We start from the raw sequence: 22,709 nt of genomic DNA, 5'->3' as shown, positions 1-22,709 counted from the left end.
GAATGCTGACATGAGTAACGACAATGGGTGTGAAAAACACCCACGCCGAAAGACCAAGGTTTCCTGCGCAACGTTAATCGACGCAGGGTTAGTCGGTCCCTAAGGCGAGGCTGAAAAGCGTAGTCGATGGAAAACAGGTTAATATTCCTGTACTTCTGGTTATTGCGATGGAGGGACGGAGAAGGCTAGGCCAGCTTGGCGTTGGTTGTCCAAGTTTAAGGTGGTAGGCTGGACTCTTAGGTAAATCCGGGGGTTCAAGGCCGAGAGCTGATGACGAGTGCTCATTAGAGCGCGAAGTGGTTGATGCCATGCTTCCAAGAAAAGCTTCTAAGCTTCAGGTAACCAGGAACCGTACCCCAAACCGACACAGGTGGTTGGGTAGAGAATACCAAGGCGCTTGAGAGAACTCGGGTGAAGGAACTAGGCAAAATGGCACCGTAACTTCGGGAGAAGGTGCGCCGGTGAGGGTGAAGCATTTACTGCGTAAGCTCATGCCGGTCGAAGATACCAGGCCGCTGCGACTGTTTATTAAAAACACAGCACTCTGCAAACACGAAAGTGGACGTATAGGGTGTGACGCCTGCCCGGTGCCGGAAGGTTAATTGATGGGGTTAGCTAACGCGAAGCTCTTGATCGAAGCCCCGGTAAACGGCGGCCGTAACTATAACGGTCCTAAGGTAGCGAAATTCCTTGTCGGGTAAGTTCCGACCTGCACGAATGGCGTAACGATGGCGGCGCTGTCTCCACCCGAGACTCAGTGAAATTGAAATCGCTGTGAAGATGCAGTGTATCCGCGGCTAGACGGAAAGACCCCGTGAACCTTTACTATAGCTTTGCACTGGACTTTGAATTTGCTTGTGTAGGATAGGTGGGAGGCTTTGAAGCGTGGACGCCAGTTCGCGTGGAGCCATCCTTGAAATACCACCCTGGCAACTTTGAGGTTCTAACTCAGGTCCGTTATCCGGATCGAGGACAGTGTATGGTGGGTAGTTTGACTGGGGCGGTCTCCTCCTAAAGAGTAACGGAGGAGTACGAAGGTGCGCTCAGACCGGTCGGAAATCGGTCGTAGAGTATAAAGGCAAAAGCGCGCTTGACTGCGAGACAGACACGTCGAGCAGGTACGAAAGTAGGTCTTAGTGATCCGGTGGTTCTGTATGGAAGGGCCATCGCTCAACGGATAAAAGGTACTCCGGGGATAACAGGCTGATACCGCCCAAGAGTTCATATCGACGGCGGTGTTTGGCACCTCGATGTCGGCTCATCACATCCTGGGGCTGAAGCCGGTCCCAAGGGTATGGCTGTTCGCCATTTAAAGTGGTACGCGAGCTGGGTTTAGAACGTCGTGAGACAGTTCGGTCCCTATCTGCCGTGGACGTTTGAGATTTGAGAGGGGCTGCTCCTAGTACGAGAGGACCGGAGTGGACGAACCTCTGGTGTTCCGGTTGTCACGCCAGTGGCATTGCCGGGTAGCTATGTTCGGAATAGATAACCGCTGAAAGCATCTAAGCGGGAAACTAGCCTCAAGATGAGATCTCACTGGAGCCTTGAGCTCCCTGAAGGGCCGTCGAAGACTACGACGTTGATAGGTTGGGTGTGTAAGCGCTGTGAGGCGTTGAGCTAACCAATACTAATTGCCCGTGAGGCTTGACCATATAACACCCAAGCAATTTGCTGCTCCTGTAAAGAGCAGGGCCAAATTGCGGTAGTGAAGACGAAACGAACCGAAAGTTTGCGACGCACAAATCATCACATACCCGATTCGCCAAGACGTCGAAAGACGGCTTGGCACCAGAATTTCTTGACGACCATAGAGCATTGGAACCACCTGATCCCATCCCGAACTCAGCAGTGAAACGATGCATCGCCGATGGTAGTGTGGGGTTTCCCCATGTGAGAGTAGGTCATCGTCAAGATTAAATTCCGAAACCCCATCTGCGAACGCAGATGGGGTTTTGTTTTTGCCCCGCAAAAAGCCCAGTCACCACCGACCCTGTAGCCGCTGCCGCTGGCTCGGTGCGCCGTTGCGACGCTCGGCCGCAGAGAGCGGCCGCGCTCTTGCGATCGTGAGGGCCGTGCCGGCCCTAGCGCAGCCTACGGCAGCGGCTACAGCGATCGCGTTGGCTCTCACGATGCAGCACATCTGCCCTTGCGCCAACCAAAAACCGCCCATGCCCGGCAGGGCAGCGGCGGTATCTTCATAAAGCGCTTACTTCGCCAATTCAGATGCAAACATCTGAAATTTTTGATGGTAGGTATTTTTTGTCTGTTCCTATACTAATCAACCCCCCTGCTCAGTGAGTAATACAGTCGTTAATAAAGGGTCCTTTGCATTCAGATTATTTGGCGTTGCGACATCTTCTATAGCTATTGAACAGAGCATAAAAATAATGAAACTCTATGAAATAATCGGCTATGACCGTGATGGAACTGTTCGCGAACTCAATACAGCTCTTAATAAAGGGACTCTAAATACCAATTGCGTACTTCTTCCCGATGTTGGTGATGGCCTTCTGCATGATCGCGCTCACCCGCCAGGCGCCGTCAGCGGGTGGAGTGTTTACATTCACGTCGCGATTTCTGCATCCCCATGTAGGGACTATTCTCGGTTGGGCTTATGCCGTTGCGTGCACGGCGGTGATGGCAATGTGCGCAATCATCGGAACTGAATATATACAGGCGTTGATTCCGGCATTGGCTGGCCCGCTTAATGCTAAGTTGATCGGGACGGGCATGGTTCTGATCTTCCTGGTCATTTCCTGGTACGGAGTCAATGCCACCGCCAAAGTAGCCAGCGTCTTTCTGATCTTTGAGATCAGTGTTGTAGCTGGTCTCGGGTTGATGGGGCTCATCAATCCTCAGGTGCAAGATTTGTCGGTCACCTCCATGTACTCGTTGGAGGGTGCAGGTGGTTTGTTCGCGATCGGGCCGGCTGTGCTGTTCGGCGTATGGATGCTCGCCAACTTCGACTCGGCGATCAACTACATCGAGGAGTCGCGTGTTCCAGTTCGGACCGTACAGCGCTCCATGCTGCTCGTTCTGACTTCAGCATTCGTCATTTACAGTCTCGCGGCTATCGGTTGGCAGTTCGCAGTGCCTGTAGAGGAATTGGCTGCCATCGTCGAAGACGGTAATGGCGGGCCGATCGCTGCTGTGGCGAATGTCTACTTGCCACCTGCCATGGCCTGGATCGCATTGTTCGTGGTGATTACATCGGCATGCGCTGGGTTGCAAATTTCCTCTAGCGCGGCTGCTCGTACGCTCTACCGAATGAGTGAGGAAGGGCACCTGCCAACAGTGCTGTGCTCAGTCAACAAATCGAAGTCCCCTTTGGCTGGCCAGCACTATTGTCGCGGCGGTAGCTGTTGCGCTGCTCTGGTGGAAGCCACTGGACAAGGTCTTGTGGTACTACGACGTAGTGACCATCACGCTGGTCATGTCCTATATGGCCGCTATCGCCGCATTTATTGTCATGGCCTGGCGACTTCATCGTTTCGGGGTGTGGCTGGCACTGTCGATCCCGGCGTCTCTCGCAATACTTGTGCTGGGTAGAATGGCCAGCGGAGCATGGTGGCCGGATATTGAGTAAAGAATCGACATCGAAGATGCAGCGATCCAGCCCGGCGCATTTACGACTTCAGCGATGAACTGGCAGCGGTGATACGTACTGCCGAAGAAAACGGTGGAGATGGGATCACTATTCAAGCTGATGTCAGTAATCCCGAAGCGGCAGCCGGAATTATCCGGGAAGCGGAGGGCCGCTATGGCCGGGTCGACATCCTTGTCAACAATGCAGGGAGGCTGGTTTCGGCGACAGTAGCGCAGACGACCTGGGCGCAGTGGGAGCAGATGATCAACACCAATCTCGGGGGTACCTGGGCCTGCATGCAAGCCGTATTGCCGGGCATGCTTGCACGCGGTCAAGGGCGGATCATCAATATCAGCTCCGAGCTGGGGTTGATTGGGTTTGCGACCTATGCCGCGTACTGCGCCTCGAAGGGTGGGGTGATCGCTCTGACAAAAGCGGTTGCAAAGGAAGTTGCCCCGTCAGGCGTATTGGTTAATTCGGTGGCGCCGGGGCCGATCGAAACAGACATGCTGATCAACGACACCATCGAGTACAACGATGAGACACGCGCGACGATTCCATTGAAGCGCTTCGGAAAGCCGGAAGAGATTGCAGCCATGGTCGAAGCCCTGGCTGGACCGGCGGGAGATTTCATGGTTGGACAGGTGGTCAGCCCCAATGGTGGAGCTGCGATCTGATTTCACCATTTAAACCAAGTGGCTCTAATTCTATTAATAACAAAAAGGTATGATATGGGCGCTGTAATGATTACCGGTGGTTTGGGCTATGTCGGCAGGTATCTCACTAAAACGCTCAGCGAAAAGGGCGTTCAGGTGGTGAGTTACAACCGTGACTACTCAGAGGCCTCGTCAGAGTTCATGACCGCTGTACAGGGAGAGAGTTGTTCGATATCCCCAGGATTGTCAGAACCATCCAGAAATATGGAGTTGATTGCGTCATTCATACGGCGGCGATGTCGCATCCTGACTTGTCTATAGAGCTACCGATCACCACGGTGGCAGCGAACATCGATGGCACCATTCATTTGCTTGAAGCAATGCGTTTGGCCGGGATTAAAAGACTTGTCAATTTCTCGTCTGAAACTGTATATGGGCATGTCGATGGTGTAGTCAGTGAAAATACACCCCCTAATCCAACTACACCTTATGGTGTGACCAAGCTTGCCAATGAGCATTTCGGCCGAGTCTATAACGACCTCTATGGTATGGAGGTGATTTCATTGCGGATCGCGGAAGTGTATGGTCCTGAAAATAAAATGCCGCAAATTCTCAGGGATATACTCAAGGCAGTTCATCGTGGTGAAAAATTCAGCCAGGCTTGCGGTGGAGATCATCGATTCCATTATATTCATGTAGAAGACGTTGTACGTGCAGTGCTGATGGCGGCTGAAACCAGAGATGTTAAAGGGGGTGTATTCAATATTGCGGGTGATCGTTCCTGGACGCTGCATGAGGCCGTTGAAATCATCAGGAAACTTATTCCTGATGCCGCTATTGAAATCGGTGCTGGCCACTGGCATCTGGATCGGCAAGGGGAGTGGGACCTTAGTGTGGCGGAGCGGGAATTGGGGTATCGAGCGCAATGGTCCCTTGAGAAAGGAATGGCGCATTATTCAAACTGGCTGCTCGATCACGAATATTGATATCGGCCTTGATCGCTTTTCTTGGTGAGTCAATAACTTTCAGCATCAATTGGTGATTAAAAATGATCGAGAACCCTATTGTGTGGCCAAATGGCGCACGATGTGCCGTCGCCTTTACCTTCGATATGGATGCAGACAGCATTCTACATGTGGCCCACCCCAAAGATTCAGCGACACGTGTCGCTAGTATTTCAATGCTGCACTACGGGCCCAAGGTGGCGATTCCAAGGATTCTGGAAACCTATCGACGCTTCCAGATCAAACAGACGTTTTTTATTCCGGCGTGGTGCATCGAGCAATACCCCAAAGCCATTGAGGCGATTGTCGAAGATGGACACAAAATTGGCCATCATGGCTACATACATGAACATCCAAATGAACTGAGTCGAGAAGAGGAGGCCTATTGGCTTGATCGTGGCTGCGACACTGACAGCCTGCCTTACTACCAGGGACCGGTTAAAGCAAATAGATAAGCTGTTTGGTTCTTGTTGTAATTAATGTTGGGGGGCGACCATCGATGGATGGTCGCTACTCTGCCTGATTACAGGCCTGGAGCGAGCCGTGGCCGCTTGACCGAGTTGCCGCTGCGCGGCTGGCCCAGGCCGATTTCAGTGGATGTGGCATGATCGAGTGTCCCCCCGCCGGGCCCGGCGGGGTTCTGGTTGCTGGAGCGGTTGCTTGCCAGAGGCTGGTTGCGCGCTACATTCGGCCATGTTAGAAGTCGGTCAGTTTATTTATAAGTCGAATATCGTTATGGCTAGCAGTGATAAATTGAATAGGCCGCTGTTCGATCTGGACTTGCTCAGGGCTATGGTCATGGTCGCTGATTGCGGCAGCTTCACCACCGCTGCCGCGCGGCTGTATTCCACCCAGTCCACCGTCAGCCAAAAGGTGCGGCGGCTGGAAGAGATGGTCGGGCACAAACTTCTGGACCGGGGCAATCGCGATGTTTTGCCCACCGATGCGGGGCAGACGCTGCTGGGTTATGCCCGGCACATGCTCGCGTTCAATGATGAAATGTTCGAAGCCATGTCGGGCGCCACTGTGGCGGTGACGGTGCGCCTTGGTGTGCCCGAAGATTTCGTTGCTGGGCGCACGACTCATCTGCTTTCGGCATTCAATCGCAAGCATCCACAGGTCAAGCTGGAAGTCACCAGTGGCTTATGCCGCGATCTGAGCAGTGGCTACGACAACGGTGAGCTGGACCTGATCCTGGTCAAGCAGCGCCGTAACAGCCGTGAAGCCGTGGCAAGCTGGCCTGAGAAGTTGCAATGGATCGACAGCGCCAAGAACCCCACCTTCGATCTTGACCCGGTTCCGTTGGTTACCTTTCCGCCCCGGGGGCTGTACCGGGACGATATGATAAATGCCATCGAGCGCATGGGCCGGCGCTGGCGTATCAGCTTCACCAGCTCGAGCCTTAGCGGTATCCAGGCGGCGGTTGCTGACGGCATGGGCGTCAGCCTGCTCCCGCAACGAGCGGTCACTGCCGATCACCTGGTGCTGACGAAAGCGTGCGGACTGCCCGCCATCGATGCCATGGAGGTGGTCATCATTCATCGCCCTTCGGCGGACCCGATGGTCAAGGAACTGGCAGGCGTACTGGCACGGTCGCTGGAGGGGCAGTACTGATCGGACAGGACTGATGACCCACGTCCAGGCCTTGATGGGTATCGGCGGCTCACACGGACATTGTAGGAGCGGGTCTTGCCCGCGATTGGAAGGCGCAGCCTTCCCCGCGATGTCAGGCCTGATGCAGCAGGGGGCCGCTGCGCAGCCCAATCGCGGGCAAGACCCGCTCCCACAATGACGGTGCTGTAGGGTTTTTCTCTATTTCGCGCGCGGTATTTCCCAAGCATAATCAGCTCGCCTTGAATGCTGTTGCGCCTGTGTTTGCTGGTGGCTAGTCTTGCCTGGTCGTTGCCAATTCAACGACCGGGCGTCGCGGCCCGCGAAACTTGGCGCATAAGCGCCCCATCCGACAGCAGGCGCTTTGTTTTTGCCCGCTGCTTCGTGTTATGGCGGCTGTGCGCGGGATACCTTCGGGTATGCCGGGTTCCAAGTTTCCCGGTCCGCGAACCTGCGTACAGCTGTCACCCTTAACCGCGTCGCGGCGGTCGATGGCAGCTCCATTCAAACTTGGAGTTTCACCATGATCAAAATCGTCCCCGATCCACCCGCTTCAACCCCCTCACTTTTCACCACCGAAAAACCCTTCGGCACCGTCGACAGCAACGGCCAACCCATGTTCACCGTGCGTGGCGGCATCCCGGCCGAAGACGCGCTGGCTCACGCCACCACCCTGATCGAATACGCCGAAGCCACGGCCTGGGATGTGGTCGATCACCTGCACCTCAATGACAAATCGCTGGTGCTCGGGCTGATTCAACAGCTCGATGCGGCGCAGGCGTTGATCGGTGCGGTGATGGACCAGCCAGGCACTCGCTGACCGCTCGAATAAAAATCCCGCCGGTGCTGAGCCGGCGGGATTCGTGTGCAGCCCCTGAGCTTAACGCGCAGCGTTGAGCGTCAGGTTCATGTGACGGTTCACATCTTTGTACAGCAGGTAGCGGAAACGGCCAGGGCCACCGGCATAGCAGGCCTGCGGGCAGAAAGCACGCAGCCACATGAAGTCACCAGCCTCCACCTCGACCCAGTCCTGATTCAGGCGGTAGACCGCCTTGCCTTCCAGCACGTAGAGGCCATGTTCCATCACATGGGTCTCGGCGAAGGGGATCACGCCGCCCGGTTCGAAGGTCACGATGTTGACGTGCATGTCATGGCGCATGTCGGCCATGTCGACAAAGCGCGTGGTGACCCAGCGCCCTTCGGTGCCTGGCATCGGGATGGGTTCGACGTCTTGTTCGTTGGTCACGAAGGCTTCGGGGTAGGCCAGGCCGTCAACCGCCTGATAGCGCTTGCGCAGCCAGTGGAAGCGTACCGCGTCGCCACTGTTGTTGCGCAGGGCCCAGTCTGCCGCTGGCGGGATGAATGCATAGCCGCCCGGTTTGAGGGTATGGACGTTGCCTTGCAGGGTCAGGTCGATTTCGCCTTCGACGACGAAGATCACGCCTTCAGCTTCCTTGTCTTGCTCGGGAGCGTTGCTACCACCACCCGGGCTCACTTCGACAATGTACTGGGAGAAGGTTTCGGCAAAACCGGTCAGCGGCCGGGCCAGCACCCACAGACGAGTCTTGTCCCAGAAGGGCAGGTGGCTGGTCACGATGTCGCGCATCACGCCCTTGGGAATGACCGCGTAGGCTTCGGTGAACATCGCCCGGTCGGTCAGTAGTTCGGTCTGAGCCGGATGCCCCCCATGAGGGGCGTAGTAAGTGGTCTTTGACATGGAACACCTTCTGTCGTTGTTGTTCGGGTTCCCAGATGCAGCGCCACCTTTAGATTCGGCGCTGCCTTGGGTGGTCCTGCCGGGGTACAGAACCACACCCTATAAAAGAATCCTGGTATCCACAAATTAAATGTTGGAATGCGCTGCATTCATTTTTTGGATGGTTTAAATCCTTGCATCAGGAAATCAATGGCGGAACCGAGGTGCGCGCAACAGCTCAAGTCCGAGCTCCATGCTCACGAGACCGCTGAGGAGCGCTTTTTCTACATGCCGTTGATGGTCGATGACAATAACGCCCAACTTTCGTCTTCTTGAGTCAGCCCCGGTCGAGTGCCGGGCCGCGCGCGTCGGCTAAAGCGCGCACGGCAGAGTGCCTGTTGGCTTGTTAAAGTCCCAACTCCAGGGCCAGCAGATCCGAGAGTGGCTGCGCACGTCGAATCAATCTGGCTTGCCCCTGCTCGAGCAACACCTCCGGCAGCAGTGTCCGGCTATTGTAGTTGGACGACATGGAGGCGCCGTACGCGCCGGTATCGTGCATGATCAGCAAGTCACCCACCTGCGCTTCAGGCAGCAAACGGGGTGTGACACCCTCTTCATCCTGGGTAAAGATATCGCCGGATTCACACAGGGGGCCGCCCACCACATAGTCGTGTTCCGGGCGATTGACCGGGGCACCCTGGGGGTCCAGCAAGGTCATGTGGTGATAGGCGCCATAAAGGGCTGGGCGCATCAGGTCATTGAAACCGGCGTTCACCAGGATGAAATTTCGGCTGCCGACTTTTTTGACCGCCCGGACTTCGGTCACCAGGCAACCAGACTCGGCGACCAGAAAACGGCCGGGTTCGATTTCCATCCGTACCGGATGCTTGAGCCAGGCCTCGATGTCCTGCCTGGCCTGGCGCCATGCGTCTGCATAGCGCTGAATGTCCACCGGCTCATCGCCCTCGCGGTAGGGCGTGGAAAGCCCGCCACCGATGGAAAAGGCTTCGATATCGTGGTCGAGCGACTTAACCGCCGAGACCATTGCGCAGCCTACTTGCTCCAGATGCGCGTAATCCACGCCGGAGCCGATATGCATGTGCAAGCCCACCAGTTTCAGCCCGAACTGCCGAATGACACCGAGCGCTTCGTCAACCTGGTCATGCCAGATGCCGTGCTTGCTGTTTTCACCGCCGGTATTGGTCTTGCGGCTGTGACCGTGGCCAAAGCCCGGGTTGATCCGCAGCCAAACGCGATGGCCCGGAGACCTTGCACCCAGTTGGCGGAGCATGTCGATCGAGCCGGTATTGACCTCGATATTCAGCTCGACAACGCGCTGCAGTGTCGGCTCGTCGAACAGATCACAGGTCAGGACGATGCCCGCAGGTGTGCCGGCGGGGCTGTAACCTGCGAGCACTGCCCGCTCGATTTCGCCCAATGAGACGGCATCGACCCGAACACCCTGCTCGCGTATCAAGCGCAGGATGTGCAGGTTGGAACAGGCTTTCTGGGCGAAGCGAACGGTTTCGAAGCACGCCAGTTGCTTGATGCGCGCTTTGATGGTCTGGGCGTCATAACACCAGAGCGGGGTGCCGTGTTGTCTGGCAATGGCGGCGAGTTGCTGGAAGTCATGTTGGCTGGGCATGGAGGAAGTCGATCTTTGGTGAAGGTAGGAGACCATCATGCAGATCGCCAGGTATTCAATAAAATATCTATTCTTTGTTCATCGATTCAGTTTTGATATGGGTCTCAATCGTACAAACAAGGATAGGTATGGCCATTTCCTTGCGGCATATCGAAGTTTTCCGAGCGACCATGCAGGCCGGCAGTGTCACGGGCGCGGCGCGCTTGCTGTTCACCTCCCAACCGACGGTCAGCCGGGAACTGGCGAGGCTTGAAAGCCTCTCGGGCCTGCGTCTGTTTGATCGCGAGGGTGGACGGCTTGTGCCAACGGCCCAGGCGATGCTGCTACTCGAAGAGGTCGAGCGCTCGTATATAGGGCTGGAACGCATCAACAGCGTTGCACAATCGATCCGTCGATTCGAGCATGGCCAACTGACCATCACTAGCCTGCCGCTGTTTTCCCAGACGCTGTTGCCCAGGGTCTGCAAGCACTTTCACCAGCAGCATGGCGGTATTGGCTTGAGTATCACGGCACAGGAATCGCCCTTGCTCGAGGAATCGCTCAGCGCCCAGCGTTACGACCTCGGCTTGACCGAGAGTGAACATGTGCCCCGAGGTACCCGAGGGGAATTGCTCTTTTGTGCCGACATGGTCTGCGTACTGCCAGAGGGGCATCCTTTGTTGTCCAGGCCGCTACTCGCAATGGAGGACTTTCGCGGTGTCGATTTCATCAACCTGTCGGGTCTGGACATCTATCGTCAGACGCTTGATGAGCACTTTCGTCGGGCCGGTGTCGATCGGCATACCGTCATCGAAACAACCAGCGCGGCCTCGGTCTGTGCCATGGTCAGGCAACAATTGGGGGTGGCGATCATCAACCCGCTGACCGCCGTACAAGAGTCAGGCAGAGGATTGGCCATTCGGCCGATCAACGTGTCCATTCCCTATCGCGTCATGTTGATCAGGCCTGATTATCGACCCTCCTCAATCTTCGTCGATACCTTTTGCAAGGCGTTGAGCGATGAGGTGTTGTGCCTTGCCAATGCGCTCGGATGCGCTTGAGGTCTGATACAGGCGCCGCGATCCCTGTAGCCGCTGCCGTCAGGCTCGGTGCGCCGCTGCGACGCTGGAGTCCCGCAGGGGCTCCCTTGGCGATCTCAAGATCTTGCGCCTGCTTCGCACGCGAGCGCAGCCTGCGGCAGCGGCTACAGGGATTGCATTCCAACTGCCAGGCATAAAAAAGCCCCGCCAGATGGCGGGGCTTTTTCAACGCGGTGTTTCGTTACGCTTGAACGACCGGGATGTTGGCGTTCGCCGCCGCTTCACGGAACTCGGCGATCTGGTCGAAGCTCAGGTAGCGGTAGACATCGGCCGCCATGCTGTCGATCTTGCCGGCGTACTCCATGTACTCTTCGACGGTTGGCAGCTTGCCGAGGATGGACGCGACAGCGGCCAGTTCGGCAGAAGCCAGGTACACGTTGGCACCATCGCCCAGGCGGTTCGGGAAGTTACGGGTCGAAGTCGAGACCACGGTGGAGTTCGGTTCGACGCGTGCCTGGTTACCCATGCACAGCGAGCAGCCCGGCATTTCCATGCGCGCGCCAGCCTTGCCGTAGATGCCGTAGTAGCCCTCTTCGGTCAGTTGGTGAGCGTCCATCTTGGTCGGCGGCGACAGCCACAGACGGGTGGGCAGCTGACCCTTGACCTGATCCAGCAGTTTACCGGCCGCGCGGAAGTGACCGATGTTGGTCATGCACGAACCGATGAACACTTCGTCGATCTTCTGGCCTTGAACGGTGGACAGCAGGCGTGCGTCGTCCGGGTCGTTCGGCGCGCAGAGCACCGGCTCCTTGATGTCGGCCAGGTCGATCTCGATGACCTCGGCGTACTCGGCGTCCTTGTCGGCTTCCAGCAGCTGCGGGTCGGCCAGCCAGGCTTCCATCGCCTGGGCGCGACGCTCCATGGTGCGGGCATCGCCGTAGCCTTCGCTGATCATCCAGCGCAGCAGGGTGATGTTCGACTTCAGGTACTCGGCGATGGCCTTTTCCGGCAGCTTGATGGTGCAACCGGCCGCGGAACGTTCGGCCGAGGCGTCGGACAGTTCGAAGGCTTGCTCGACGGTCAGGTCGTCCAGGCCTTCGATTTCCAGGATGCGGCCGGAGAAGGCGTTGATCTTGCCTTTCTTCTCGACGGTCAGCAGGCCGTGCTTGATGCCGTAGTAAGGGATGGCATGCACCAGGTCACGCAGGGTGATGCCCGGTTGCAGTTTGCCCTTGAAGCGCACCAGTACCGACTCCGGCATGTCCAGTGGCATCACGCCGGTTGCCGCGGCGAAGGCGACCAGGCCGGAACCGGCCGGGAAGGAGATGCCGATCGGGAAGCGGGTGTGCGAGTCACCACCGGTGCCGACGGTGTCCGGCAGCAGCATGCGGTTCAGCCAGCTGTGGATGATGCCGTCGCCTGGACGCAGGGACACGCCGCCACGGGTGCGGATGAAATCCGGCAGGGTGTGGTGGGTGGTGACGTCGATTGGCTTCGGGTAGGCAGCGGTGTGGCAGAACGACTGCATGACCAGGTCGGCGGAGAAGCCCAGGCACGCCAGGTCTTTCAGCTCGTCGCGGGTCATCGGGCCAGTGGTGTCCTGGGAGCCGACGGTGGTCATCTTCGGTTCGCAGTAGGTGCCTGGGCGTACGCCCTTGCCAGCTGGCAGGCCGCAGGCCTTGCCGACCATCTTCTGCGCCAGGGTGTAGCCCTTGCCGGTGTCGACCGGAGCTTCAGGCAGCTTGAACAGGTCGGTTGGGCCCAGGCCCAGCTCGGCGCGCGCCTTCTCGGTCAGGCCACGGCCGACGATCAGCGGGATACGGCCGCCGGCGCGGACTTCGTCCAGCAGCACCGGGGTTTTCATTTCGAAGGTGGTGATGACATCAAGGCTGCCGTGCTTGCAGACCTTGCCGGCGTGCGGGTACAGGTCGATCACGTCGCCCATGTGCATGTTCGACACATCGAATTCGATCGGCAGGGCGCCGGCGTCTTCCATGGTGTTGTAGAAGATCGGGGCGATCTTGGAGCCGAAGCAGAAACCACCGCCGCGCTTGTTCGGCACGTAAGGGATGTCGTCGCCGAAGAACCACAGTACCGAGTTGGTCGCCGACTTCCGCGAAGAACCGGTACCGACCACGTCACCGACGTAGGCGATCGGGAAGCCCTGGCCGCGCATCTCTTCGATCTGCTTCATCGGGCCGGTCACGCCTTGCTCGTCCGGCACGATGCCGTCGCGGGCCATTTTCAGCATGGCCAGGGCGTGCAGCGGGATATCAGGACGCGACCAGGCGTCCGGCGCAGGGGACAGGTCGTCGGTGTTGGTTTCGCCAGTGACCTTGAACACGCGCAGGCTGATCTTGTCGGCCAGGGTCGGACGGTTCTTGAACCACTCGCCGTCGGCCCAGGACTGCAGCACGGCCTTGGCGTTGACGTTGCCGGCCTTGGCTTTTTCGGCCACGTCGTGGAACGCATCGAACATCAGCAGGGTGTGCTTGAGCTCTTCGGCGGCAACAGGTGCCAGCTCGGCGTCGTCCAGCAGCTCGACCAGGGTGGCGATGTTGTAACCGCCTTGCATGGTGCCCAGCAGCTCAACGGCGCGCTTTTTATCGATCAGGGGGGACTTGGCTTCACCTTTGGCCACGGCAGACAGGAAACCGGCCTTGACGTAGGCGGCTTCGTCCACGCCTGGTGGAACGCGGTTGGTGATCAGGTCGACGAGGACGGCTTCTTCGCCAGCAGGGGGATTCTTCAGCAGCTCGACCAGGCCGGCGGCTTGTTCGGCATTAAGCGCGAGGGGCGGCAGCCCTTCCTCGGCGCGTGCTTTTACGTGTCGGGCATAGGCTTCAAGCACTGGGGTATCTCCTGTCATTGCCGCACTTTGGCGAAGTGCACGAGGGTGGGGTGGATAGCGGGGGCAAGCCGCGAAGTAAAAAAGTAGGAGCAGACTTTCAGCAATGGAGGGTGACCACCCGTACTGCCAGAAAGTGAGCCTGCTCCTACGAAACCTGTTCGGTGTGGCGTCTCGCGTCGATGCATTGTCGACACATGGCCCTTTGTGGTGCGGAATCTAATGGTTTTAATTCGTTAGAGCAATAGCATTGTTGACACATTGTCGGCTGCGCCGGGGTTGCCCCGACGCGAGCGTTTGGCTATAGCACCAGCATTCCGGTGAACACATAAGCTTGGGCGAGCGTGATCAGGCCGATGATGGTCGCGAACATCAGGCTGTGTTTCAGGGTGAAACGGAACAGATCCGACTCCTTGCCGACCAGGCCCGTTGCGGCGCAAGCGACGGCGATCGATTGGGGAGAGATCATCTTGCCCGTGACCCCGCCACTGGTGTTGGCAGCGACCAGCAGCGTGTCATTGACACCGATCTGATGGGCAGTAGTAGCCTGCAATGAACCGAACAACGCGTTGGAGGAGGTATCTGAACCAGTCAGGAACACGCCCAGCCAACCGAGGAATGGCGAGAAGAACGGGAAGGCCACGCCCGTCCCGGCAAGCACCAGTGCCAGGGTGGATGACATGCCTGAGTAGTTTGTAACGAAGGCGAACGCCAACACCATGCCGATGGACAGGATCGGCCACTTCAACTCGATCAGCGTTTCTTTGAAGGTGGTAATCCCGGTTCTCACGTTGAGGCGCAAGATGAACATCGAGATCAATGCCGAAAGGAAAATCGCGCTGCCGCCCGCCGATATCAGGTCCAACTTGTAAACCGCTTGCATGGCCGTAGGTACATCTACGATCGGCGCGGTTTTGATGACCAGTTGATCCAGATAGGGGATCGCCAATTTGAACACCAGGTGCTCCAGCGCGCCGCCGGGTGCAAACATGGCTTTAAAGGGTTTCAGTGTCCATACAGTGACCAGCGCGGTGAGGATCAAGAACGGCGACCACGCCTTGATGATCTCTCCGATGCTGTAGGGCGATGGGGCACTGTTGCGCATGCCGCCAAAACCACCCAGCACAGCAGCACCGCCTGCGCTGCCAACGATCTCGGTGCTTCTTGCCGTCTTGGGCTGCCAGACTTTGAGGAACAGGGTCAACGAGACGATACTGACCAGCGCCGAGGTAATGTCGGGGAGTTCCGGGCCAATGTAGTTGGACGTGTAGTACTGAGTCACGGCGAAACTGCTGCCAGCGACCAGTGCAGCAGGCCAGGTTTCCTTGACGCCTTTCCAGCCGTCCATTATTGCAACAAGCCAGAACGGCACGATCACCGAAAGCAAAGGCAGTTGACGGCCCGCCATTGCACCGATTTTGAACGCGTCGATGCCAGTCACCTGGCCGGCGACGATAATCGGCACGCCGAGCGCACCGAATGCCACGGGGGCGGTGTTGGCGATCAGGCAAAGACCAGCGGCGTACAAGGGGTTGAAGCCAAGTCCGACGAGCAGGGCGCCGGTAATCGCCACGGGTGCGCCGAAGCCGGCTGCGCCTTCGAGGAAGGCACCGAAGGAGAAGCCGATCAACAGCACTTGTAGACGTTGGTCATCGGTAATGGAAAGAACGGAACTTCGGATAATCTCGAACTGCCCGCTCTTCACCGTCAGTTTGTAGAGAAATACTGCAGCCACGATGATCCAGGCGATTGGCCAAAGCCCGTAGGCGAAGCCGTAGCCTGCGGATGCAAACGCCATCTCCAGTGGCATGTCGAACACCAATGTTGCGATGGCGATTGAAAGCGCGAGTGTAATAGTGCCGGCGATATAGCCTTTCATGCGAAAGACGGCCAGCGCCAGGAAGAAGAATATGATGGGGATCAGCGCCACAAGCGCCGATAGACCCAGACTGCCCAGGGGCGTGTATATCTGTTGCCAGGTTTGCATGCTAGGAACCTCTTTTTATTGTGATTGTTCAGGTCGCGGTGGTGCGTGCCGCCATTTATTCCGACGGGCTTTATCTAGCGGTGTACAACGTTGGAAACGTCGAGAGCGTCCCCAATCAGCGAATCGATCGGGGACGTGCGACTCAGTGCTGTTGTTTGAAGCGCTGGCGCCAGGCATGCAATAACGGCTCGGTGTAGCCATTGGGTTGTTCGCGGCCTTTGAATACCAGGTCAGAGGCGGCCTGGAACGCGGCGGATTGTTCGTTGCCGGCCATCGCGCGGTAAGAGGCGTCGCCAGCGTTCTGCTCGTCGACCACCCTGGACATACGCTTCAGGGTCTCCAGTACCTGCTCGTGATTGACCACGCCATGGGCCAGCCAGTTGGCAATGTGCTGGCTGGATATGCGCAAGGTGGCACGATCTTCCATGAGGCCGACGTTGTGAATATCCGGCACTTTCGAGCAGCCGATACCTTGCTCCACCCAACGCACGACGTAACCGAGGATGCCCTGGCAATTGTTATCGAGCTCCTCCTGGATCTCGATCTTGCTCCAGTCACGCGCTGCACTCACCGGCACTGTCAGCAGATCGTGGAGCAAGGAGGCACGCTGGCTGTCGAGATCGACGTGCTCCAGTTCGCCTTGTACCTTCTTCACATCCACTTGGTGGTAGTGCAGTACGTGAAGGGTGGCGGCGGTCGGGGAAGGCACCCAGGCGGTAGTGGCCCCGGCCTTGGGATGGTTGATCTTTTGCTCGAGCATGGCGTGCATCAGGTCCGGCATGGCCCACATGCCTTTGCCTATCTGCGCGCAGCCACGCAGGCCACAGGCCAGCCCGACCAGAACGTTGTTGCGTTCGTAGGCCGAAATCCAGGAAGTGCCCTTCATGTCATCCTTGCGAAGCATGGCCCCGGCTTCCATGGCGGTATGCATCTCGTCGCCGGTACGATCGAGAAAGCCGGTGTTGATAAAGGCGATGCGATTGGCAGCGGCAGCGATGCATGCCTTGAGGTTGACGCTGGTACGCCGTTCCTCGTCCATGATCCCCATCTTCAGTGTGTAGCGGGGCAGGCCGAGAAGGTCTTCGACACGTCCAAACAACTGGTCGGCGAATTCGACTTCGGCTGGGCCATGCATTTTGGGCTTTACGATGTAGAAGCTGCCGGCCCGGGAATTTTCGCGGCGCTGGAGGTCGTGCAGGGCAATCAGGCTGGTGATTGCGGCATCGAGAATGCCCTCGAAAATCTCATTGCCGCCACGGTCGAGAATGACGGGCGTGCACATGAGATGGCCGACATTGCGCACGAACAGCAACGAGCGGCCAGGCAGTGTCAGTTGCTCCCCGCCTGCAGCAATGTACTGGCGGTCCGGGTTCATGCTCCGGACAAAGGTTTGCCCACCCTTGCTGATCGTCTCGGACAGATCGCCCTTCATCAGGCCAAGCAGGTTGCGGTAGACCAGGATCTTGTCCTCGGCGTCCACGGCGGCGACCGAGTCTTCACAGTCGAGTATCGTGCTCAGTGCGGACTCCAGCAGTACATCCTTGACGCCGGCACTGTCGGTTTGACCGATCAAGTGGGAGTGATCGATCTGGATCTCGAAATGCAGCCCGTTGTTCTTCAGCAGTACCGCGTTGGGAGCACTGGCAGTGCCCTGATAGCCGATGAATTTTTCCGGCTGTGCCAGGGCGCTGATGCTGCCGTCCTCCAACGTCACATGCAGTTGGCCCAGCTCGATGCGATACGCGGTTGAATCGGAGTGGGAGCCGCGAGTCAGTGGGGCGGCCTGATCGAGGAAGTTGCGCGCAAAAGCAATTACCTTCTCGCCACGACGCGGGTTGTAGCCCTTGCCCTTCCCGGCATCATTTTCGTCGCCGATCGCGTCGGTTCCGTACAGGGCGTCATACAGTGAGCCCCAGCGTGCGTTGGCGGCGTTCAGCGCGAAACGAGCATTGGTGACGGGCACCACCAACTGAGGGCCGGCCTGGTTGGCAATTTCCTCGTCGACATTGCGGGTGCCGATCTGCACTTGCCCGGGTTGTGGCTGAAGATAGCCGATAGACTCAAGGAAAGCCTGGTAGGCGGCCATGTCGGTGATCTGGCCAGGATGGGCGCGGTGCCAGGCATCCAGTTCGTTTTGCAGGCGGTCGCGTTCAGCCAGCAGGGCGCGATTTTTTGGCGACATATCTGTTACCAGGTCGTCAAAACCGCTCCAGAAATCCTCGGATGAAATGCCCGTGCCCGGCAACACCTCGTCATCCACGAAGTGCTTGAATTGGCTGGATACCTGCAGGCTCTGGCAGTGTACGCGCTCGGTCATTTTCTTTTCTCCTGTTCGATTACCCCCACGGCTGGGGCTAAAACTGTTTACGCCTGGAGCGCAGTGGCTCCGGCTTTGGCGACCTGGGCATCCTGTTCGGCCTTGACGCCCGACACCCCGACCGCGCCGATCACCTGGCCATCGACCATGACCGGAACGCCGCCTTCGAGTGAAGTCAACAGCGGAGCGCTGAGGAAGGCGGTGCGACCGTTGTTGACCATCTCTTCGTAGCCTTTGGTTTCACGCCGGCCAAGCGCCGCGCTTCGGGCCTTTTCAATCGCGATGTAGGCGCTGATCGGCGCGCAGCCGTCAAGGCGTTCAAGCGCCAGGGGATGCCCCCCGTCATCGACTATTGCGATGGCAACCGCCCACTGGTTGCGCTGGGCCTCTTCGCGAGCGTTGCTGAGGATGCGGGTGATTTCGGCGTGACTGAGTACGGCTTTGCTTTGCATGTCTGACTCCTAAGAAAACAGGGCTTGTTCCACAAGCTCGATCCAATGGCGCACGGGGGTTCGCCCGGCGCCGCCCAGGTGGGTTTGGCAGCCGATGTTGGCTGTGACGATGACCTCGGGTTTATCGCGTTCCAGCGCGTTCATTTTGTTATCGCGCAGCTTCAGCGACAGCTCCGGCTGGGTCAGTGAATAGGTGCCAGCCGAACCGCAGCACAGATGGCTATCCGGCACGTTGGTCAGATTGAAACCCAGACGAGTGAGCACGGTTTCCACTGCACCACCGAGTTTCTGTGCGTGTTGCAGGGTGCAGGGGCAGTGGAATGCCAGACGCTTGTCGCCATTGATCCCCAGGCTTTCCAATGGCTCGTCACGCAATACTTCGACCAGGTCCTTGGCGAGTTCGCTGACCCGTTTGGCTTTGGCTGCGTAGGCAGGATCGTTCTCAAGCAGATGGCCATAATCACGCACGAAGGCGCCGCACCCACTGGCCGTTTGAACAATGGCTTCGGCGCCGGCCTCGATGGCCGGCCACCATGCATCGATATTGCGACGGGCCCGCTCAAGCCCTTTTTCCTGGGCGTTGAGGTGGTAATCCACTGCGCCACAGCAACCGGCTTCGCGGGCTGCCGTGATGCTGATGCCCAGGCGATCCAGCACTCGGGCAGCGGCGGCGTTGGTATTGGGCGACAGCGTCGGTTGTACGCAGCCTTCGAGTATCAGCACCTGGCGAAGATATCGGGTCTGCGGACGTGGCATGGCTGGCTGCGGCTGGCGCGGCAGCTTTGCTTGAAGTGCCGCCGGCAGCAGCGGGCGAAAGGCCTGACCGGTTTTTGTCAGCACCTTGAACAGTGTCGGGCGCGGTACTACAGCGCGAAGTCCTTCACGCAGGGCGCGCTGGCCAAATGAGCGTGGCACCTTTTCCTCGACCACCGCCCGACCGATATCCAGCAGGTTGTGGTACTGCACGCCGGAGGGACAGGTGGTCTCGCAATTTCGGCAGGTCAGGCAACGATCCAGGTGCATCTGGGTCTTTGCAGTGATTGCCTGGCCTTCGAGCACCTGCTTGATGAGATAGATCCGTCCCCGGGGGCTGTCCAGCTCATCGCCCAGCAGTTGATAGGTCGGGCAAGTGGCGGTGCAGAATCCGCAGTGCACGCAGGAGCGCAGGATACTTTCGGCCTCTTCGGCGCGGGGCAGAAGCTTGGCTTGTTCGCTAAGATTGGTTTTCATGGTTTTATCTCAGACTTCTGCATACATGCGACCGGGGTTAAAAATCCCCTGGGGGTCGAGCTGGCGCTTGAGGTTCTGGTGGTAGCGCAGCAGCGGAGCGCTCAGTGGCGGGAAGGGATCGTCGACTTTGCCGTAGCAGGTGGCGTGACCACCGACTTGCGCGACGGTGTGGCGGATGAGACTGGCGTCGGCACCCGACTTGAGCCAGCGCTGGGCACCACCCCAGTCGATCAGTTGTTCGCCGGGCAAGGCTAGCGGCGGCGTGTTGTTCGGCAGGGACAGGCGCCACAGCGGTGCGGGATGGGTGAAGAAAGCAAGGCGTTGTTCGCGCAGGTCCTGCCAGTAGCCGCTACCGATCTCCTCTCCACCCAGGCGCAGCCGAGCAGCCTGCACTGAGCCTTCGCCGCCCTCCAGGCGCAAATGCAATGCACCGCTGTCGTAGCAGGCCGCTGTGATCGGGATGGGTTCCTTGCCCCATTGGGCGAGCGCGCCGAGTGCCCGGGACACCTCCATCTCCAGGCTCAGGCTCATGCACGCTCGCGGCTTGGGCAGCACCTTCAGTGAGACTTCGGTAAGGACACCCAGGCAACCGAAGCTTGCGGTCAGCAATCGCGACACATCGTAGCCCGCGACATTTTTCATGACTTCGCCGCCGAATCGAAGATGCTTGCCGTGGCCAGTGATCACCCGTGTGCCGAGCACATAGTCGCGCACCGAACCAGACCAGGGGCGGCGGGGGCCGGAGAGCCCGGTGGCAACCATGCCGCCGAGCGTCGCGCCTTGGCCCAGATGCGGTGGCTCGCACGGCAGCAGCTGTCCTGCGCTTTCCAGAGCCGCCTCGATATCGGTAAGCGGCGTTCCGGCGCGTGCGGTCAGGACCAGTTCAGTCGGATCGTAGCTGACGATGCCACGATGGCTTCGAGTGTCGAGTACCTCGCCAGTCACTGGGCGGCCGATGAAGGACTTGCTGTTGCCGCCCTGGATGCGCAGTGCGGTGCGCTCGTTGAGAGCGTAGTTGACCTGTTCCAGCAATGCCGCGCTGGCGTCGTGATCGTGTCGCATCAGAAACGCTCCAGTTCGGGGAAGGGCAGTTTGCCGTGGTGTATGTGCATTGATCCGAACTCGGCACAGCGATGCAGGGTCGGGATGTTCTTGCCAGGATTGAGCAGGCCACAAGGGTCAAAGGACGCCTTCACCGCGTGGAACAGGGTCAGCTCGTCGCTGTTGAACTGCGCGCACATCTGATTGATCTTTTCGCGGCCTACGCCGTGTTCACCCGTGATGCTGCCGCCGACCTCTACACAAAGTTCCAGAATCTTGCCGCCGATGGCCTCGGCCCGTTCCAGTTCACCGGGAACGTTTGCATCGAACAGGATCAGCGGGTGCATGTTGCCGTCACCGGCGTGGAACACGTTGGCCACGCGCAGGCCGTACTCTTCGGACAATTGGCTGATACCGCGCAGCACCCGGGGAAGTTCGCGGCGCGGGATGGTGCCGTCCATGCAGTAGTAATCGGGCGAGATACGTCCGACCGCCGGAAAGGCATTCTTGCGTCCGGCCCAGAACTTGACCCGTTCGGCCTCATCCCGTGCCAGGCGCACTTCGCTGGCCCCGGCGGCCTTGAGTACGGCCTCGACGCGCGCACAATCGTCCTGCACGTCAGCCTCGACGCCATCGAGCTCGCAAAGCAGTATGGCCGCGGCATCCACCGGGTAGCCTGCATGGATGAAATCTTCGGCGGCGCGGATGGACAGGTTGTCCATCATCTCCAGGCCGCCGGGGATGATGCCGGCGGCGATAATGTCGCCGACAGCGCGACCGGCTTTCTCCACCGAGTCAAAGCTGGCCAGCAGAACACGCGCCACCTGGGGTTTGGGCAGCAGCTTGACCGTGACTTCAGTCACGATGCCGAGCATGCCTTCGGAGCCTGTGAACAGCGCCAACAGATCGAAACCAGGGGAGTCGAGGGCGTCGCTGCCGAGTGTCAGGTGCTCGCCTTCAATGGTGAGAATGTCGACCTTGAGCAGGTTATGTACGGTCAGGCCGTATTTCAGGCAATGGACTCCGCCAGCATTCTCGGCCACGTTGCCACCGATGGAGCAGGCAATCTGCGAGGAAGGATCCGGCGCATAGTAGAGGCCGTGAGGCGCTGCCGCTTGAGAAATGGCCAGGTTGCGCACGCCCGGTTGCACGCGGGCGAAGCGGCCTTCGGGGTTGACTTCAAGGATGGTATTGAAGCGCGCCATCACCAACAGAATGCCCTGCTCCAATGGCAGTGCACCCCCGGACAAACCGGTGCCGGCACCGCGGGCGACCACGGGTACGTTGCGGGCCCGGCACATCTTGAGCACTGTCTGCAGCTGTTCGATCCGCTCAGGCAAGAGCACCAGCATCGGCACGGTGACATAGGCCGACAGGCCATCGCATTCGTAGGGTTTCAGATCTTCCTGGCTGTGCAGGATTTCCATGTCAGGCAAGGCTTGGCGCAACTCGCGAAGCAGTGCCGCCTTGTCAACTCTGGGCAGTGCGCCGTCGACGCGCTCGTCGTAGAGAATGTTCATAAGGCTCACAGGTTGTGGTTTTTATTGTTGTTGAAGGTTGAATCAAGCGATTGCCAGAGTCGATGTGCCTGAGTACTGGTCCTACCAGTTTTTCTTG

At 58.6% G+C, this 22,709-nt stretch carries 17 protein-coding genes, 2 rRNA genes and 1 pseudogene (1 of these 20 running past the window's edge); 11 read left to right on the top strand and 9 right to left on the bottom strand.

Translation table 11 applies throughout. The features are described from left to right. The 9 genes from NVV94_RS15390 to NVV94_RS15350 form a co-directional block, all read left to right on the top strand. Positions 1–1,652 (top strand): 23S ribosomal RNA (locus NVV94_RS15390); it begins 1,240 nt to the left of the window's first position. A gap of 145 nt (positions 1,653–1,797) precedes the next feature. Further along, positions 1,798–1,913, top strand: a 5S ribosomal RNA gene (rrf, locus tag NVV94_RS15385). A 601-nt stretch (positions 1,914–2,514) separates the two neighbouring features. Then, entirely contained in the window at positions 2,515–3,549 is a 1,035-nt protein-coding gene (locus NVV94_RS15380; RefSeq protein ID WP_258443252.1) for an APC family permease, read from the top strand. A 105-nt stretch (positions 3,550–3,654) separates the two neighbouring features. Beyond that, positions 3,655–4,263 carry an SDR family NAD(P)-dependent oxidoreductase gene (locus NVV94_RS15375; protein ID WP_258443251.1) on the top strand — a complete coding sequence of 203 codons (609 nt, stop codon included), beginning with the start codon at positions 3,655–3,657 and terminating at the stop codon, positions 4,261–4,263. Positions 4,264–4,317: 54 nt separating this feature from the next. Beyond that, positions 4,318–4,563 (top strand): NAD-dependent epimerase/dehydratase family protein, encoded by a 246-nt coding sequence (locus NVV94_RS15370; protein WP_309304252.1) that lies wholly within the window; start codon positions 4,318–4,320, stop codon positions 4,561–4,563. Beyond that, positions 4,467–5,228, top strand: coding sequence for an NAD(P)-dependent oxidoreductase (locus tag NVV94_RS15365; RefSeq protein ID WP_258443250.1), 762 nt, complete (start codon positions 4,467–4,469; stop codon positions 5,226–5,228). The genes NVV94_RS15370 and NVV94_RS15365 overlap by 97 nt, the downstream gene beginning before the upstream one ends. Before the next feature lie 62 nt (positions 5,229–5,290). After that, on the top strand, positions 5,291–5,701 hold the full coding sequence (locus NVV94_RS15360; RefSeq protein WP_258443249.1) for a polysaccharide deacetylase family protein: 411 nt from the start codon (positions 5,291–5,293) through the stop codon (positions 5,699–5,701). Positions 5,702–5,981: 280 nt separating this feature from the next. Next, on the top strand, positions 5,982–6,860 hold the full coding sequence (locus tag NVV94_RS15355; protein WP_258443248.1) for a LysR substrate-binding domain-containing protein: 879 nt from the start codon (positions 5,982–5,984) through the stop codon (positions 6,858–6,860). Positions 6,861–7,380: 520 nt separating this feature from the next. Then, a complete protein-coding gene (locus NVV94_RS15350; RefSeq protein WP_258443247.1) occupies positions 7,381–7,677 on the top strand; it encodes a DUF3077 domain-containing protein in 297 nt (98 codons plus the stop codon). Positions 7,678–7,737: 60 nt separating this feature from the next. Here NVV94_RS15350 and NVV94_RS15345 read toward each other — a convergent pair whose 3' ends face one another. Next, entirely contained in the window at positions 7,738–8,574 is an 837-nt protein-coding gene (locus NVV94_RS15345; protein WP_258443245.1) for a bifunctional allantoicase/(S)-ureidoglycine aminohydrolase, read from the bottom strand. 210 nt (positions 8,575–8,784) lie between these two features. Here NVV94_RS15345 and NVV94_RS15340 point away from each other — a divergent pair. Then, positions 8,785–8,880 (top strand): annotated as a pseudogene (locus NVV94_RS15340) (hemerythrin domain-containing protein); the annotation flags it as partial. A 79-nt stretch (positions 8,881–8,959) separates the two neighbouring features. On the opposite strand, the gene lysA reads toward NVV94_RS15340, so the two are convergent. Next, on the bottom strand, positions 8,960–10,198 hold the full coding sequence (lysA, locus tag NVV94_RS15335) for a diaminopimelate decarboxylase (RefSeq protein ID WP_258443244.1): 1,239 nt from the start codon (positions 10,196–10,198) through the stop codon (positions 8,960–8,962). Positions 10,199–10,326: 128 nt separating this feature from the next. Here lysA and NVV94_RS15330 point away from each other — a divergent pair, with 128 nt between their 5' ends. Next, positions 10,327–11,238, top strand: coding sequence for a LysR family transcriptional regulator (locus NVV94_RS15330; RefSeq protein ID WP_258443243.1), 912 nt, complete (start codon positions 10,327–10,329; stop codon positions 11,236–11,238). A gap of 220 nt (positions 11,239–11,458) precedes the next feature. Here NVV94_RS15330 and acnB read toward each other — a convergent pair whose 3' ends face one another. The 7 genes from acnB to glcD all read right to left on the bottom strand — a co-directional run bounded on the left by acnB (position 11,459) and on the right by glcD (position 22,612). Further along, the gene (acnB, locus tag NVV94_RS15325; protein WP_258443242.1) at positions 11,459–14,068 is read right to left on the bottom strand and encodes a bifunctional aconitate hydratase 2/2-methylisocitrate dehydratase; all 2,610 of its coding nucleotides are present in this window, start codon (positions 14,066–14,068) and stop codon (positions 11,459–11,461) included. A gap of 298 nt (positions 14,069–14,366) precedes the next feature. Continuing rightward, on the bottom strand, positions 14,367–16,052 hold the full coding sequence (locus tag NVV94_RS15320; protein WP_258443241.1) for a lactate permease LctP family transporter: 1,686 nt from the start codon (positions 16,050–16,052) through the stop codon (positions 14,367–14,369). Between the two features lie 142 nt (positions 16,053–16,194). Further along, entirely contained in the window at positions 16,195–18,369 is a 2,175-nt protein-coding gene (locus NVV94_RS15315) for a malate synthase G (protein ID WP_258443240.1), read from the bottom strand. A gap of 47 nt (positions 18,370–18,416) precedes the next feature. After that, on the bottom strand, positions 18,417–18,821 hold the full coding sequence (locus tag NVV94_RS15310) for a heme-binding protein (protein ID WP_258443239.1): 405 nt from the start codon (positions 18,819–18,821) through the stop codon (positions 18,417–18,419). Between the two features lie 9 nt (positions 18,822–18,830). Next, positions 18,831–20,051, bottom strand: a complete 1,221-nt coding sequence (gene glcF / locus NVV94_RS15305) for a glycolate oxidase subunit GlcF (protein ID WP_258443238.1) — start codon at positions 20,049–20,051, stop codon at positions 18,831–18,833. Between the two features lie 9 nt (positions 20,052–20,060). Continuing rightward, positions 20,061–21,113: a glycolate oxidase subunit GlcE gene (gene glcE, locus NVV94_RS15300; protein ID WP_258443237.1), complete on the bottom strand. Its 1,053-nt coding sequence runs from the start codon at positions 21,111–21,113 to the stop codon at positions 20,061–20,063. After that, positions 21,113–22,612, bottom strand: coding sequence for a glycolate oxidase subunit GlcD (gene glcD, locus NVV94_RS15295; RefSeq protein WP_258443236.1), 1,500 nt, complete (start codon positions 22,610–22,612; stop codon positions 21,113–21,115). The genes glcE and glcD overlap by 1 nt, the downstream gene beginning before the upstream one ends. Positions 22,613–22,709: the final 97 nt, after the last annotated feature.

The organism is Pseudomonas sp. LS1212, from assembly GCF_024741815.1.
In the GTDB taxonomy this organism is placed as follows: Bacteria; Pseudomonadota; Gammaproteobacteria; order Pseudomonadales; family Pseudomonadaceae; genus Aquipseudomonas.
Note: the sequence above shows the minus strand (reverse complement) of the source record. Positions and strands in the feature narration are given on the sequence as shown.

Excerpts from the sequence above, each read along its gene's own strand:
- NVV94_RS15380 (WP_258443252.1), top strand. The coding sequence starts at position 2,515 with ATGATCGCGCTCACCCGCCAGGCGCCGTCAGCGGGTGGAGTGTTTACA.
- NVV94_RS15370 (WP_309304252.1), top strand. The coding sequence starts at position 4,318 with ATGGGCGCTGTAATGATTACCGGTGGTTTGGGCTATGTCGGCAGGTAT.
- NVV94_RS15360 (WP_258443249.1), top strand. The coding sequence starts at position 5,291 with ATGATCGAGAACCCTATTGTGTGGCCAAATGGCGCACGATGTGCCGTC.
- NVV94_RS15355 (WP_258443248.1), top strand. The coding sequence starts at position 5,982 with ATGGCTAGCAGTGATAAATTGAATAGGCCGCTGTTCGATCTGGACTTG.
- NVV94_RS15350 (WP_258443247.1), top strand. The coding sequence starts at position 7,381 with ATGATCAAAATCGTCCCCGATCCACCCGCTTCAACCCCCTCACTTTTC.
- NVV94_RS15345 (WP_258443245.1), bottom strand. The coding sequence starts at position 8,574 with ATGTCAAAGACCACTTACTACGCCCCTCATGGGGGGCATCCGGCTCAG.
- lysA (WP_258443244.1), bottom strand. The coding sequence starts at position 10,198 with ATGCCCAGCCAACATGACTTCCAGCAACTCGCCGCCATTGCCAGACAA.
- NVV94_RS15330 (WP_258443243.1), top strand. The coding sequence starts at position 10,327 with ATGGCCATTTCCTTGCGGCATATCGAAGTTTTCCGAGCGACCATGCAG.
- NVV94_RS15320 (WP_258443241.1), bottom strand. The coding sequence starts at position 16,052 with ATGCAAACCTGGCAACAGATATACACGCCCCTGGGCAGTCTGGGTCTA.
- NVV94_RS15315 (WP_258443240.1), bottom strand. The coding sequence starts at position 18,369 with ATGACCGAGCGCGTACACTGCCAGAGCCTGCAGGTATCCAGCCAATTC.
- NVV94_RS15310 (WP_258443239.1), bottom strand. The coding sequence starts at position 18,821 with ATGCAAAGCAAAGCCGTACTCAGTCACGCCGAAATCACCCGCATCCTC.
- glcF (WP_258443238.1), bottom strand. The coding sequence starts at position 20,051 with ATGAAAACCAATCTTAGCGAACAAGCCAAGCTTCTGCCCCGCGCCGAA.
- glcE (WP_258443237.1), bottom strand. The coding sequence starts at position 21,113 with ATGCGACACGATCACGACGCCAGCGCGGCATTGCTGGAACAGGTCAAC.
- glcD (WP_258443236.1), bottom strand. The coding sequence starts at position 22,612 with ATGAACATTCTCTACGACGAGCGCGTCGACGGCGCACTGCCCAGAGTT.